This is a genomic window from Enterococcus sp. OL5, assembly GCF_006491895.1.
GTDB classification, from domain to species: domain Bacteria; phylum Bacillota; class Bacilli; order Lactobacillales; family Enterococcaceae; genus Enterococcus_D; species Enterococcus_D innesii.
Genome location: NZ_VHIL01000005.1, coordinates 150,684 through 165,067, shown reverse-complemented (window position 1 = coordinate 165,067; position 14,384 = coordinate 150,684). Strand labels below are relative to the sequence as shown.

At 40.4% G+C, this 14,384-nt stretch carries 17 protein-coding genes; 5 read left to right on the top strand and 12 right to left on the bottom strand.

Annotation, left to right across the window (positions count from 1 at the left end):
• Positions 1-58 precede the first annotated feature (58 nt).
• Entirely contained in the window at positions 59-247 is a 189-nt protein-coding gene (locus tag FJU10_RS08260) for a hypothetical protein (protein WP_005226063.1), read from the bottom strand.
• 181 nt (positions 248-428) lie between these two features.
• Between FJU10_RS08260 and FJU10_RS08255 the strand changes: the two genes are divergently transcribed.
• Complete coding sequence (locus FJU10_RS08255) at positions 429-1,754, top strand: dihydrolipoyl dehydrogenase family protein (protein ID WP_140965632.1); 1,326 nt, start codon at positions 429-431, stop codon at positions 1,752-1,754.
• Positions 1,755-2,471: 717 nt separating this feature from the next.
• Here the strand turns inward: FJU10_RS08255 and FJU10_RS08245 are convergent.
• The 4 genes from FJU10_RS08245 to FJU10_RS08225 all read right to left on the bottom strand — a co-directional run bounded on the left by FJU10_RS08245 (position 2,472) and on the right by FJU10_RS08225 (position 5,027).
• On the bottom strand, positions 2,472-3,266 hold the full coding sequence (locus FJU10_RS08245; protein ID WP_140965631.1) for a hypothetical protein: 795 nt from the start codon (positions 3,264-3,266) through the stop codon (positions 2,472-2,474).
• Positions 3,256-3,795, bottom strand: a complete 540-nt coding sequence (locus tag FJU10_RS08240; protein WP_140965630.1) for a sigma-70 family RNA polymerase sigma factor — start codon at positions 3,793-3,795, stop codon at positions 3,256-3,258. Before FJU10_RS08240 ends, FJU10_RS08245 begins: the two co-directional genes overlap by 11 nt.
• Positions 3,796-3,856: 61 nt before the next feature.
• Positions 3,857-4,249 (bottom strand): hypothetical protein, encoded by a 393-nt coding sequence (locus FJU10_RS08235; RefSeq protein ID WP_140965629.1) that lies wholly within the window; start codon positions 4,247-4,249, stop codon positions 3,857-3,859.
• A 292-nt stretch (positions 4,250-4,541) separates the two neighbouring features.
• Positions 4,542-5,027 (bottom strand): AmiS/UreI family transporter, encoded by a 486-nt coding sequence (locus FJU10_RS08225; RefSeq protein WP_081119459.1) that lies wholly within the window; start codon positions 5,025-5,027, stop codon positions 4,542-4,544.
• 341 nt (positions 5,028-5,368) lie between these two features.
• On the opposite strand from FJU10_RS08225, the gene FJU10_RS08220 reads away from it, so the two are divergent.
• Positions 5,369-5,623, top strand: coding sequence for a LexA family protein (locus FJU10_RS08220; RefSeq protein ID WP_077453350.1), 255 nt, complete (start codon positions 5,369-5,371; stop codon positions 5,621-5,623).
• Positions 5,624-5,656: 33 nt separating this feature from the next.
• Here the strand turns inward: FJU10_RS08220 and FJU10_RS08215 are convergent, their stop codons facing one another.
• Positions 5,657-6,571 (bottom strand): DNA/RNA non-specific endonuclease, encoded by a 915-nt coding sequence (locus tag FJU10_RS08215; protein WP_223273003.1) that lies wholly within the window; start codon positions 6,569-6,571, stop codon positions 5,657-5,659.
• 488 nt (positions 6,572-7,059) lie between these two features.
• On the opposite strand from FJU10_RS08215, the gene mgtE reads away from it, so the two are divergent.
• Positions 7,060-8,424 carry a magnesium transporter gene (gene mgtE / locus FJU10_RS08210; protein WP_077453352.1) on the top strand — a complete coding sequence of 455 codons (1,365 nt, stop codon included), beginning with the start codon at positions 7,060-7,062 and terminating at the stop codon, positions 8,422-8,424.
• Positions 8,425-8,576: 152 nt separating this feature from the next.
• Positions 8,577-9,518, top strand: coding sequence for a ribosome small subunit-dependent GTPase A (gene rsgA / locus FJU10_RS08205; RefSeq protein WP_140965628.1), 942 nt, complete (start codon positions 8,577-8,579; stop codon positions 9,516-9,518).
• Between the two features lie 316 nt (positions 9,519-9,834).
• Here rsgA and FJU10_RS08200 read toward each other — a convergent pair whose 3' ends face one another.
• The 4 genes from FJU10_RS08200 to FJU10_RS08185 form a co-directional block, all read right to left on the bottom strand.
• Entirely contained in the window at positions 9,835-10,188 is a 354-nt protein-coding gene (locus FJU10_RS08200) for a DUF2200 domain-containing protein (protein WP_140965627.1), read from the bottom strand.
• Positions 10,189-10,284: 96 nt separating this feature from the next.
• Positions 10,285-10,572: a hypothetical protein gene (locus tag FJU10_RS08195; RefSeq protein ID WP_005226077.1), complete on the bottom strand. Its 288-nt coding sequence runs from the start codon at positions 10,570-10,572 to the stop codon at positions 10,285-10,287.
• Positions 10,569-10,847, bottom strand: a complete 279-nt coding sequence (locus FJU10_RS08190; protein WP_077453357.1) for a hypothetical protein — start codon at positions 10,845-10,847, stop codon at positions 10,569-10,571. The genes FJU10_RS08195 and FJU10_RS08190 overlap by 4 nt, the downstream gene beginning before the upstream one ends.
• 37 nt (positions 10,848-10,884) lie before the next feature.
• Complete coding sequence (locus FJU10_RS08185) at positions 10,885-11,253, bottom strand: hypothetical protein (RefSeq protein WP_016611785.1); 369 nt, start codon at positions 11,251-11,253, stop codon at positions 10,885-10,887.
• Between the two features lie 210 nt (positions 11,254-11,463).
• On the opposite strand from FJU10_RS08185, the gene FJU10_RS08180 reads away from it, so the two are divergent.
• On the top strand, positions 11,464-11,913 hold the full coding sequence (locus tag FJU10_RS08180; protein WP_223273002.1) for a hypothetical protein: 450 nt from the start codon (positions 11,464-11,466) through the stop codon (positions 11,911-11,913).
• A gap of 1,329 nt (positions 11,914-13,242) precedes the next feature.
• On the opposite strand, the gene FJU10_RS19030 is transcribed toward FJU10_RS08180, so the two are convergent.
• Positions 13,243-13,395, bottom strand: coding sequence for a hypothetical protein (locus FJU10_RS19030; RefSeq protein WP_189372271.1), 153 nt, complete (start codon positions 13,393-13,395; stop codon positions 13,243-13,245).
• A gap of 131 nt (positions 13,396-13,526) precedes the next feature.
• Entirely contained in the window at positions 13,527-14,375 is an 849-nt protein-coding gene (locus tag FJU10_RS08170; RefSeq protein ID WP_140965626.1) for a sce7725 family protein, read from the bottom strand.
• Between the last annotated feature and the right edge of the window lie 9 nt (positions 14,376-14,384).

Here is a 14,384-nt window from a genome sequence, read left to right as displayed (position 1 = left end):
ATCAATGAGGAAAGACACCAGCTTCTTAGAAAAGTTGCTGGTGTCTTTGTTTGTTTTCTTATTTTTTCTTCTTTAAACTCAATAAGGTTAGTGGGATACCCAGGGTGAGATAGCCGACAATCGTCATCAAACAGACGACCAGCCAAAAGTTATCTACTGCTAGAAACGCAATCAGACCATAGGCCACCAGAATCGAGAGAAAATAAAAAAGAAAGAGCTGAAAAAAGCGTTTAAAACTCACAGTCATTCATTCTCCTTTGTTGTTAAACTGACTAGAAAAGTATACCATATCAAACGCAACTTCAAGGGATGATTGTGAACATTCGTAGGAGCCGCAAAAGGCGAATTGTTTTGTGGGCTGACCGTGATTCGCTATACTTGAAGGGAAGAGAAAGCGTAGGAATTTCTTTAGGAGAAGGAGGAGACAGATGAAAAAGGTGGATGTACTGATTATCGGAGCGGGTCCAGCTGGAACGGCTGCTGCCTACGGGTTAAAAGCCAAAGGAAGGACCGTGGCGATCGTTGAAGCCGATTTATGGGGTGGCACTTGTCCCAATCGCGGGTGTGATCCGAAAAAACTACTGATGCGAGGCGTAGAAGTCAAAACAGAGGCGAAACGTATGCATGGCAATGGTATTCAAGGGCAGGTATCCATTGATTGGCCGGCACTGATGGCGTTTAAGCGCTCGTATACTGATCGTGTGCCGGAGTCAACCAAACAAGGGTTACTAGCAGAGGGAATCACTACTTACTACGGACAAGCCGCTTTTCGTGATGCCCATACGGTCGTCGTGGACGCAGAAGAGATTCAAGCAGAAAAAATAATTATTGCGACAGGACAGCGTCCAGCCGTACTGCCAATCGTCGGCAAGGAGCATTTACAAAGCAGTACTGATTTTCTTTCCTTTGAAAAGATGCCAGCAACGATTGCTTTCATAGGTGCTGGGTATATTACCTTCGAATTGGCGATGATCGCTCAAGCAGCAGGTGCTGAAGTTCATGTAATTCATCATAATGACCAGCCACTAAAAGGATTTGATGCTGAATTGACCGCAGAAATGGTTCGCTCAATGCAGGATCAAGGTGTTTCGTTTCACTTTAACCAGAATACACAGCGAATCATGAAAGAACAAAACCACTATACAATTCAGACACAAGCAGTGTCTCTCACCGTAGAAGCAGTGATTGGTGCCACGGGACGCAGACCCAATAGCGATCATCTGCAACTGGAAAAGGCAGGGGTAGAAACGTCAAAACAAGGGATCGTAGTAAATGAGTTTTTGCAGACTAGTCAAAGACACATCTATGCCATCGGGGATGTGCTCGCGAAAAAGCAGCCCAAACTGACCCCTGTTGCCAGCTTTGAAGCCGCCTATCTTGTCGAGCATATAGATGACCAGAAAATGCCTATCCGTTATCCGCTGATCCCTACACTAGTTTTTGGTGCGGAAAAACTGGCAAGAATCGGGATCAGTGAGCAAGAAATTGCCGATAATGCCTCAGAATATCATAGCGAGGTGATGGATCTATCTTCTTGGTACACTTATCGACGAATCAATGATCAAGAGGCAAAAATCAAATTGGTTTATGACACATCTGATACCATCGTTGCTGTCACGATTTTTTCTGCATTGGCCGATGAGTTGATCAACCACTTTGTTTTTGTATTAGAAAATCAGCTATCGAAAGAAGCGATTGCCAAGATGATTTTCGCGTATCCAACACCTGCTAGTGATTTGTCCTATTTTCTATAAATAAATAAACAAGCCTGCGCTAGTTTCCGCTAGCACAGGCTCTAAATTATTATGTCCGTATTGACTATAGTCTGCCAACCTTAAATGAACCTTAAAGTTGGTCTGAGGATTATTTAAGAAACGGGTTTGTTTCCTAGTAAAAGTAAATTTTCAGGCTCTCTTTGAAAGGCGGCGTACCGCAATGATTAGTACGATCGATGACAAGAAGAGTCCGATCAAATAGATGATGAAAATAAAATCCGGCTCATAATGCCGATAATTGAATATTTTTATCATAAAAAAGAGAAACGGGATCGCTGCAATAAGGGTTGAAACGAAACGTTTCCGCCATTGTATGAAAAACGATCCAATCACTAGAAAAAGACAAAATGGGACCCAGAAGATCAGATGTCCGATAAGTTCGATTTTTCACACCTCCTAGCAAGTAAAATCATCATAACGTTTCTTCATAAAAAGCAAGCGTGAATGAAAAAATAATCCCATTAGGCATGTATGAAATTATGAGTGGAGTCTTCTGAAAAGTTCACAAGAAATCTGAGAATTTCAAAAGGAAATGAAAATCGAGCGATTAGGAATGTCCCAATAGGCCGAGAAAAAAGCACCTCTTGCAGGATTCAAGTGAAAATGAATGCTGCAAGAGGTGCTTTTTCGTAGAAAATCTGGTGCTTTATTCAATTGATAGCAAAGAAATGATTAGGAAGGAACGGCAGTCTTTTTTTATGGCAAGATGTTCTTACTATAAAAAAGGGAAATGACCATACCTATGTCCAATAGATCCTTATAATAAAATCCTTTCAGTGGCCCAAAGTGTAAGAAAAATCCGAGAATCATTAATACAAACAGCAGCAGGAAGAGCAGGTTGAAAATGGTCATTAAGCGAAAACTGAAATGCCAATTACTCAAGAAATACTGATATTTCGCTGCTCGGTAAATTTTGTTTTGAATTGGAATTTTCTTGAGTGCAGGAATGGATTCATGATAGGACGTAAATAACTCGTAGTCTTTTTTTGTCAGCACTTCTGAGAATATGTTCGTCCCCGCTTGAAAGTCGAAATAGCCCCAATGGAATTGCTCTTTATCATCTGGCGATTCATGCTTCATCAGCTTTCTTGGCTTGATGGTGAAGGCTTTGATGGTCTCATAGGGGTAACTGAAATAGGTGTTGCTTTCTAGATAGTCGATGATGACCAAAAAAAGCATTCGGGTCTCTGTGAAAACCAACAAACGATTGCCACGGGTGTCATGAAAGATGTCACGGTATGCTTTTGCTTTTTCGGTTGTTGCATAGGCATAGGCGCCAAGCCCTTGATTGGCGAAGGCGAGGTTTCCATCTGGCGTCAAGGGCAGATAGCCAAGAATCGTTTCGTCTTTTGCTAAAAGCGTCCGAAGCTCCTCTAATAGATCTTGCAAGAAAACATATTGTTTGGACAGCTCGAAGGTTGTTGCTTTTTCTTGTTCAGATACTTTTGTTAGTGGTTTATTTTCATTTAAAACTAACTGTTTAAAATCCATCGATAGTCATCCTTTCTTTTAAGCGTTTGCGGCCACGGGAAAGACGATTGTAAATTGCTGAGATATTTAAGTCCGTCTGTTCTGCGATGGTTTCGGGTGATTCCTGATAAAAATAGTAGAGCAGAAAGATCCTTTGATCGAGGGCTTCAAGGTCTTCAATAAAGCCCAAAAAGTTTTCCTTTGTCAAAGGTGAATCTTCGATCGCTAGTTCCTGCTCATCAACCGGCTTTTCTTCCAGCGAGCGATTGTTCAGCTTCCGCTTGTGGTCAATCGCACGACTGCGACTAATCAAAAGCAGCCACGTAATCAAACGACTTCTTTCTGGTTGGTACGCAGCAATCTTTTGCCAAACCTCGTAAAAAACTTCGTTCGCTACATCTTGTCGCTCGCTCACTTCATGCGGTTGCGATAGGACACTATGAATCGTCCTCAGCATGCTATCACCATAAACCGCTAACAGTTCTTCTAAGCCGGCATAGTCTTTCTTTTTGATTCGTTCAATGATTTCTTCATCCTGCACTTTTTTCACCCCTTCACACTATATACGAAGAATTTTTGCCTTTTCTATCAGAAAAAGAAAAAAACCTCTGTTAACGAGGTTTATGTTCTTTGGCTATAAGATCTGTTGCCAAGCGCTGTGCTAAATACTCCCAAAGAATGCCGCCAAAAAAAGCACCAATCAGATAAAGAGTGACTGCTTGCAGCTCCACTGGATTATTTGCTAACCAGAAAGAAAACAGCGAGCCGATGATGAATAGGTAGCTGCCAAAAAGCACTTGCCGCCACGAGCGTTTTTTAACAAACTTGCTAATGAGAAAGGTTGAAAGGATCATCAAGAGAATTTGGATGAATGCCAGCGAAGGCAGAAGTTCAAAGTTAGAAACAACCATTTCCCAAAATTGTTGAATCAAGAAAAAAAAGGCAAAGAGAATCAGCCCGCGTGAGAATATACTAAGCCGTAAGGAAGATATTTTTTTTCGCATTGGTTTGCTCCTTGAAAGGTTTTCTTTATTATAGCAAATTTTTAGTTAAATAATGTAAAAAGATGAACGAGAAAGTCTGCAAAAAAACTTCTCCTACATGTGCCTACTTTTAGTATACTTGAAAGAAACGAGTGGATGGACTCGATACATGAGGAGGATTTCATGCTAACGATTCTTTTTGCACTTGCCAAATGGTCCTCAGAAAGCGATGCAGGAGTTTGAACACTTTTTAGAAAAAAACAGTTTTCCTACTAAAAAAAGAGCGATTATCATTGAGATAATCACTCTTTTTTTAATAGAGATCTAATAGCATCAGCAAACCCGGGACCCACGTAGTGAAGATACCGCAAGCGATCGCAAAATAATGAATCTTACGACCAAAGTTTACCTTCACGATTGTGTCTAAAAAGCCGCAAAACCATAATGCTCCCCATGTTAACCAAATCAGTGCAAAAAGGGGATCTTGCTCCCATCGCCAAGAAACCCAGGCAAAAGGCAAGGTATTGATGGCTACGAATAGCGCAAAAATCCCATAAATACGTAGATCTAAATCAAAGAGGTAAATGATCCCTACCAACAAATACGTGAATGCAAAGAGAAAGCCAGTGCCTGCTTCATAATAAGCGCCTTGAAGCATATAGACTAGATTGATAATAAAAGATAACGAACCTGTAAAAAGATTGATTAAAGCAAGTGAGCGATAGTCAATGTGAAGCAAGCTGCCCCAACCATTGATTATCAAGGTGATTCCTACGAAAAATAAGCCAATTCCTAACATAAAATCCTCCTTTAATTAAATTTAGAATAACAAATTCTAAGAAAAAATAATAGCTCTATTTGCTTTTGTGTCAATAAAAATAAAAATAATCGGTAAATCTGCTATTATTTGCTGTTAAATTTGATAAAATCAATAGCAAAGAGTGTTGCTTGCCGATGCTTTTCTCGATAAGGGGAAAATTTCAGCGTATAATAAGAACTTTTACTCGTTGAAAGAATGGGAAAAGAGACAGCATCAATAGATTTTCAGTGTATTGATCGGACAAAAAGCAGACGAAGCAGTAGTTTATCAGTTTTTACAAATTTGCAGCAGCGAGGACTGCTTCGTGGAAAGGAGGAATTATGCCGAGAAAAGACCGAATTTTACTTTTTATTGACGACTATATGCAAGAACAGGGTTGTGCACCTACCATACGGGAAATCTGTGCCAATGAAGAGATAAAAACAACTTCTTTGGTTTATCGTCATTTATTGCGTCTTGAAAAAAGAGGCCTGATTTACCGAGCTTACCGTTATAAGTCACGCTCGGTACGTTTTACAGATGAAGGGAAGGCCTATGTCAAAGCGTTGCGGCAAGCGCAAGGCAATGAAGAATAAATAAACACCAAAATAAAAAAGCCTAAGGCTTTTTTATTTTGGTGCACGGTAGCCGGCAGCTTCCGCTTCAGCGATCGTTTTGAACCATTCTTTCGGGTTGGTAGTATCCTCGTAGTATTTAGATCCTGGCAAATGATAGATGCCACTTTTTGACCCTTTAATTAAACCGTTGCCTTGTTCATCGACATATTGTTTCTGTTTCTTATCCGCTTCATTGCTTTTATTGCCGGCAGAAGTCGAAGCTGTGGTTTTTTCACTACTTGAAGCATCCTTCTCCGATTGTGGCATTTCTTCGCTTGAAATCTCGCTGGTACCATCCGCATAGTTGATCGTGACGCCATCTTGGATGTTAAAGATATAGCAGTTAAATTGGATCGTGTCATCACCAATGGATTTTGCTTGCATCTGGACACCACGAGCAACCAGTTCGTCTTCGCGATAGATCGGAGTGACGGAATATCGGACATAATGCTTTTTATCTTGCTTGAGATAATAGTTGATATCCATTTCTAAGCGCAACATCTCGGGATTGTTCAACTGACTAGTCCCCGTGATCAGATTCTTCCAGTTTGCATTTTCGCCAGCTAAAGCAAACCCAATCAAATGGGTCCGATTATATAAATATTTTCCATTGGGGAGTTGCTTATTACGCCAGCCCGTTGGTTTCACACTAGAGATATCGCCACGCTTTTCCGTTGGCATCAAGGATTGATTCAACATTGCTTCAGCAGAGGTCGCACGATTGAGGTGGTCAAGGTCGCCGTATACTTCCCAGGCACCATTTTGAAGTGAAAGATCATCTTCTGAAAACTCAGGAATGTTCTGATTGACTTCAATCGTTTGGGTGCCTTGGTACGTTAAATGTGCCAGTTCATCTGCACGAATATCCTTAGCAGAAGTGGCAGTCACCTCTGATGATGGTGTGTTATGGTTTGGGAATGAGCTCATTATTTTGTAGGAATCCAAAGCCAACTGCTGCGAGTGTGAGAAGCGCAGTGACCGATCCGATAAATGTTTTTTTCTTTGCCATCTTTTTGCCTCTCTTTTCATTGATGTATAGTTAGCATAAACGGGGAGTAAAAAAACTGCAACCCATTCATCATACCATTTGCATGGAGCGTTTGACAGAGCTTTCCTGCTGCTTTTGTTTTTACTCTTGATTGTTTCCAATCAACGCTCCTTACAAAGGGAATATATTAGAATAAAATTTTTCGTCTGCAAGCCATATTTTTCATGTTTTAAAAAAACTATGTGATATAATGAGTAAAGTTGCTGCTCTATCCCTTTGGTGCTTGTTTTAATAACAGGTATCTCCAGCTGCGGAACGAAATTTCAGCTGTCTAGCAGACAACCTTCAAACGAAAGAAATCCGGACAATTTTCTGAACGATTTCCTTTCTTTCTTTGGGCAAAATTATAGGAGAAGGAGTGTATCCCATGAACCAGCAAGAAACTATCTTACATTATTTAAATAAGAAAGACTCTGAAAAATTAAAAAAACTCGTATCAGGAATGGAAGAGCTGCCGCTGTTACAATTATTCAGTAATTTATCCGCGGATGAAAAAGTGATCGTTTTCCGACTATTACCGAAAGATAAAGCCCTTATCCTATTTGAAGATTTGACACCAGCCACACAACAACACTTGTTACGCTCTTTCACCGATGAGCGAGCAACCGAATTTGTAAACGAAATGGCCCCCGATGTCCGTGTAAGGCTCTTGGATGAGCTGCCAGCCACCGTCACGCAAAAACTTTTACAATCGTTGGCCCCCGATGAACGAGCCGCGACAAACCTCTTATTAGGATATGAAGCTGAGACTGCTGGCCGTTTAATGACACCGGAATTCATCACACTAAAGAAAGACATGACAGTCAATCAAGCGTTAGAAAAAGTGCGGATGCAAGCCAAAGAAAAAGAAACGATTTATACGCTCTATGTGACCGACCAAACGAAAACCTTAGAAGGGGTCTTGTCATTGAAAGATCTCTTGATGGCACAAGGGGAGCAACTCATCAGTGAAATCATGTCACGAAAAGTAATCTATGTGACTACTGACACGGACCAAGAAGAAGCGGCACGTTTGCTAAATGAACTAGATATCATTGCGCTACCAGTCGTAGACAAGGAATCACGAATCGTTGGGATCATCACTGTCGATGACGCCATCGATGTCATCGAGCAAGAAACGACGGAAGACATGTTTAATGCCGCAGGTTTAGTCGATGTTGCTTCTAATGAAGCAGACCGTAGTAATGTTCTGATCAACGGCAGCCTTTGGCAAATTTGGAAAGTCCGATTGCCGTTTTTAGTGATCACTTTGGTTGCTGGTCTTTTAGCTGGGGTAGTCATTGATGAATTTGAACAAACATTGGAATCGGTGGCAGCTGTTGCAATCTTTATTCCTTTGATCATGGATATGGGGGGGAACGTTGGAACACAGTCCTCAACTGTTTTTGTTCGCGGGATGTCATTAGGGCATATTGATCTTTCGACCTTCACCCGCCATTTCTTTAAAGAGGTTTGGATTGGCTTGAGTTTAGGTTTGATCGTAGGGATCATCTCCGGCACCGCCGCTTCACTATGGCAAGGGATCCCAATGTTAGGTGTGGCTGTTGGTGTTTCGTTAGTTTTTGCCATGACCTTAGCCGCAGCACTTGGTTTCTTAGTTCCGTTTGTACTTATTAAACTGAACATCGACCAAGCAGCCGGTTCGGCACCCATTATTACCTCAATCAAAGATATTGCCGGCTTGTTTATCTACTTTATTTCTGTAAATGCTCTCTTGGGACATTTACTTTAGCCATCCGTCCGTTCCGATGGTATAATAAAGCGACATCACATGATGAGCACAAAATAGAAAGGGGAAATGTCTTATGACAAATCAAATGAAGCAACATCAACTCGGAGGTTTCTCTTTTTAAGTGCGGCCTCCTAACTAACTGGAGGGAAATCATGGAAAAACAAGGAATTGTGGTCTTTCAGGCCAAAGATATCGCAAAAGTCCGCTTGACTACAGGAGAAGAATGTTTAGCAACAGTTACAGGAAAATTTCGCCAGCAGGCACTAGCACCCAAGGATTATCCTATTGTTGGTGATTTTGTACAAGGGCAGGTGTATGATCAAGATCATTTCTTGATTGATGCTTTGCTCCCACGAAAGAGTTTTTTACAAAGAAAAGTAGCCGGAAATCGGACGGATGAACAAGGGATCGCGGCGAATATCGACACGGTTTTTATTGCAACTAGCGCCAATGAAGAATTCAATTTCGCTCGGTTAGAGCGCTTTGTCACGATCGCTTGGGACAGCGGGGCTAATCCGGTGATTCTCTTGACCAAAGCCGATCAAGTCACATCTGGTGAAAAAGCAGAGCTACTGCAAGCATTAAACGATGCATTTGGTGTGAAAACATTTGCTACGTCCATTTTTGAACCAAACGAATTGCTGATGGAAACGTATTTTTCTGACGGACAGATCAGCGCATTTATCGGTTCATCTGGGGTCGGGAAGTCCAGCTTATTAAATCAGCTTATGGCGCAAGACGTTCAAAAAACCAATGACATACGAGAGGATAGTCGAGGACGACACACGACGACGAGTCGTCAGTTATTCACTTTGCCCTCTGGCGCAATGATCATCGATACTCCTGGTATGCGGGAAGTTGGCATCAGTACCGTCCGCTCAGCTTCGATCGACCAATCCTTTGAAGCGATCAGCCAGTATGCTGAAGGTTGTTTCTTCCGAGACTGTCGTCATGAAACAGAACCGAAGTGCGCGGTCAAAGCAGCCATTGCTGCCGGTGAGCTTTCAGAAGACGCCTTCGCCCGCTATCGTAAAATGGAAAAAGAGCTGGCGTATTTGAAGCGAAAAGAACAGATCAAAGAATTGAAAAAGTAACAATGAGCACTCCTTTCATTTAGGAGTGCTTTTTTGTGCGTTTCAAGAGAGTCTGGTTAAGTGGAGAAGAGGAGAGCCATAGACAATGTCCTTATGTTTTCACGAAAAAGTCGGCCAATTCCAAAGGGCACTACATGCTAAGTAGTTGAACTAAGCTAAGGTTGCCTAGCTGGTTACAAGCTGTCGTCAAGAAGCGCAGCATAAAAAACACAGCGGGGTGATTTCCCACTGTGTTCTGAGCAATGATTTGCCCCTGCCAAGGTACTTTCCAGTATAAAGGGTCGATCTGCAAATGACAACTTGAAAAAAGAGGGGGTCATTCGACAGAGCGCAAAATTTTCGTCATGGCTTTTCCTTTCGCCAGTTCATCAATTAGTTTATCTAGATAACGAATTTCTTGAACTATTGGCTCTTCGATCTCTTCTACCCGAATCCCACAAATGACACCAGTGATCTGTTTTCGCGCTGGATTGAGCTGTGGGGCTTGACTAAAAAAGGTTTCAAAAGAAAGCTCCTCATTCATCTGTTGCAGCGTTTCTTGGTCATAACCAGTTAGCCACGTAATAATCTGATCCACTTCTTCTTTTGTTCGATTTTTCCGCTCTGCTTTGGCAATATATAGGGGATAGACTTTCGCGAAACTCATTTGGGTGATCTTTTGATTTTTCATGATATGCTCCTTTAGTCTTTACACAAAGTATACGTTATTTTCTTCGTTTTGCCGAGATTTTCGACACTTGTTGTGTGCCCAAAATAGGCGAGGGGACTAAAGAATGATCTTTTCTTCTTGTTCACGAAACCCTAGTACTTTTTGACGTGACTCGCCATCCCAATAGAGCAAGTCCAAATTCTTATGCAGCATTAGCTGTGTATATAATTCTTTCAGCGTCAGAGCAGGCTTTTTTGGTTCGAAAAATAAAATCAATTGGTTATGGCTATCTTGAGCGATCGTCGTAAAAGGAATCAGGTTTTCTTTGTACGTTAAATAAATTCCTTGGTAATCCGCTGCACTCGATGACGTTGTCAGTGCTGTTAAGAGGTCTCTTGCTCTCATAATGAACCCGCCTTTACTGTTTTTTGTCGATAGGCATCGATATCCAACATGATTTTTGTTTTGCCGTACACCGTATACTTTTGCACCACGAATTGGTGGCGCTTATTCCAATAGCCACCTACAGTTAGAAACATGCCGTCATCAACATCCCCTAAAAAGTTCAAACTGTGTTTCGCAATCAAACAGTTGGTGGTACCTAGTGTAAAGCGGACCAAAGGGGAGGGGGCAAAGGAAACGATCCTTATTTTTGAGACAGTGCCTTTTTGTGTTTGCATCAGGTGTTCCTCCTTTAGTAAGTAGTAAAAAGCGGCATCATTCGTTGAGATCAAACCATTTTTTCTCTTCATAAAAAGCGACATGACGAATCTCATCATAATGGATTTTTTCTGTTGTTTCTCCCGTCAAGTAAATACCTAATGGATCATAACCACTGATTTTCCCGATAATATCTGGAGGATAGCCGCCTTCTTCATTGACTTCTTCTCGTTGGATCGCCACAGTTAGGTTCTTTTTCATGGCTTCAAATAAACACTGATTGATTTCTTCCGTTGTGAGTGACGGCTTAGGTGGACAATCAAATTTACGTGTCGGCTCTTCTTCAATTTCAGTTGTATGCTCAGATAAAAAGAATCCTTGCCACTTTAGCTTTTTTCGATCTTCATATGGTTGCAGCATACCCATAGCAATCACCTCTTATCTATATAATACAAACATACGTTCTCATTTGTAAAGCGAACAGATTTTTAAATTTCTGATTCTTCTATGGAACCCTTGCAAAGCCCAGCAGATAAGGAAGTAAAGGTAGGTCGTTTTTTTATACTATATCTGCTATAATTCACTCGAATGCAACAATCAACTTTTAAGAAAAGCAGCTGGGGAGAAGGGAATATGATGTCTGGATTAGTGGTGGTCATACTTACAATATACCTTGCAAGTAGACAGGATAAAGAACAGTGGCTCTTTGATCGCAAGCGATTGACTATTCTGGCGCTTATGTTTGTGATCGTCGGCATAAGTTGGGGCTTAAATGACAAAATAATGAAGGATCCTCGGAACCAAAATATCAGCAGCGATTTACTGCTTAATTATTCGTTCCCCTTATTGATATGTATGCTAGGTTTATTTATCAAAGAAATCCCACGGTGGGGACGGATCGTGACTTTGTCATTTGGCTTTATGATTTTCGGGTATTTAGCTCTGCACTATTTGATAGGGTTTCACAACCCGTATTGGGAAAATCTACAGCTACGTCCATTGTATTGGCTACCAATTGGTCAATCAAACACAAAGCAAATTCAATACATAATAGGATACATTCTGTTCCGTACTTGTTGCAGCTAATGGGCAGCAACAATTGGTTTTCTGTTTTTAATTTTGAATTTGTATCAGCTGATAAAGAGGTTTAGAAAGGAGAAGGGGCGTTGAATCGTTAGAATAATTGCTTTTGGATCAATCCGAACCTTATGTATTTTATCCTAACTAGCGGCACTTTAAAGCAAAATCCATTCACTAGCCGTCGAAAAGCTAGTGGACAGCAGCAGGTTTGATCTTATTGGCAAATGATTCTATTTTTCCAAAGAATGATCAACGGTGTTTTATTCAGGCTCTTTAGCAAAATATGGGCTTTTATGATGACCTATGAACATTACAATTATATGAAATAACGAAATGCCTTAAGTTATCTGCGCGATTTTAAGTTTGTTTATAGAATCATGTAACGGATATTTGTTAGCAGTTGCAACGTCTAAGCACCTGTATAAGAACTTTGAAACGGATTGGCTATATATGAATAAAGTTCTAGAAAAAAACTTAAAGATTTTCAAAATGATTATAGCATAAAATCAAACCGATTGGTTCGTGAATCAAGGCTGATAGCTTGAATCTGTATTTGCTGAGATAAAAAAGACGAATCCGCAAGTAACTTGCTACAAGTCAGTTAACAAACTGTTAATCAGCAAACCAAAAAAGAATCTGAAGAAACTTATAAAAAAAGAAAGCTTAGTTTTAGTTGAATTTTAAGTGAATTAGTGACAATTTACTGATAAAAGTCATTCGGAGGGAGGTAAAATGATGCAGAATTGATATGAACTGTCTAGAATGGCACGAACTCTTTTCCAAATACATCTTTGTATAATATATATTATGTAAACTAAAATAGAAATTTTTTTGAACACCGTATTTAGCTAGTAATTTTACGACTCTCCTCCCTCTTATTCATGATTATTTCCTTCAAATTCAGCGAATTGGCAGCATAATAAAAATAAATACTCATTTGAGCGATAGTTTTTTGGATTTTTGTTTCTTCTACGAGTGAAACGAAATGCAACGTTTATATTTAATCTTGTTGATCCTTGAATCTTCGAATTCAAACTTTGTTTGCAGCTGCTGGCCAATCTCAATGAATCACTCAATGAATCGTTGTTCACGATCTTATCCGTAATGACTCGTAATGATTCGTACATAACCTAGCAAATTTGTTCTAACTAAATAGCCTAATGGGAATCTTGATCACAGGCAAACCAGCAACGATAAACAAGAAACGTTTCGTTGCGTTCAGTTTTCACCTAACGAATCAGATTCCCATAGCGAGTCCTAATCAAGGGATCACAGTCATTTAAGTACAATTTCTTCCTATTGCTGCCGATAATGTAATGACAGCTACGAAAAGTTTCAAACTATGTAATACAGGATCGCCAAAAGAACAATGATCGAAACGACCAAAACAAATGCTAGTTGATTTAAACGTTGAATAAGCAGGTTTTTCTTGTTTTTTTCAGATTTTTTTACTTCGTTTCGATAATATTCTCTATCTTTTGTTCCCATAAGTGCCAACTCCTTTTCCCTGATTTTATCGTTATCCTGAAATCATATGGTGCAATCAAGGCAATTTGTACGATTAACTAAAGTGGCAGGATCTTATTGACTGAGGACCTACAATCGTCTGCGTATAGCGACTAAATAAGACGACTGACGAGCTCCAAGTGATTCATAACGGCAGCTTTTCGGATAACCCCCATGCCTGGAAATGAGCCTTGCTGATAAGCAGCAACTAATAGCTGTAGCCCAGCGGTTTGGGTAGGATATTGCTCTTCGTGCTGCAATAATGCCTCCATGACTTGGAAAAACTTTTCTTTCTGGTTTGGTAATTCTTCCTCAGAAAATAAGTGAACGATACGCAATGCTTGCTCAGTTGTTGGATAAATCCAATGCAAAACCAACCGCTTTGAAGGATAACTGTGCTCATAATAAATTTTGCTATCGACAGAAAAATCACTAAAACCTGCATAGCCCAATTTTTGATAACTGTGATGGGCATTTGAAAATCCTTCGTCCAAACATTCTGTATAGAAACTATTTTTGGGTAAACGGGTAAACGGATCTTCCATCAGTAGCTTGGGACCGTTGATTTTATTTAACAATCGAAATTCTTTACCTACCAACACCGGCTGCGTATTTTCCCGCCAATCACTAGCGAGTGCTTGATCCGATTGATGAACAATCCAAAGGTCAGGCTTTTCTTCCACTGTTTCAATGGGACGATCCACGATCATTGCTTTAGGCACAGCAATATTTCGCAACTCTGATAACCCTTCTGCCGTCAGAAAAGCCCCTGCCTGGGGATTGCGAATCAAATAAAAAGGATGTTGTTTCTTTTGAAATAAATCGATGGTTGTCCAGAACGTTTTTGATTGCTTAACTGGTTCAATGATCGGTTGGATCGCTTCTGATAAGCGATCTTGTTCCAATAAAGCTTTTAATGCCAACAAATCAAATTGTTTGCCACGAATATATGGGAAGTACATCTGCTTCTC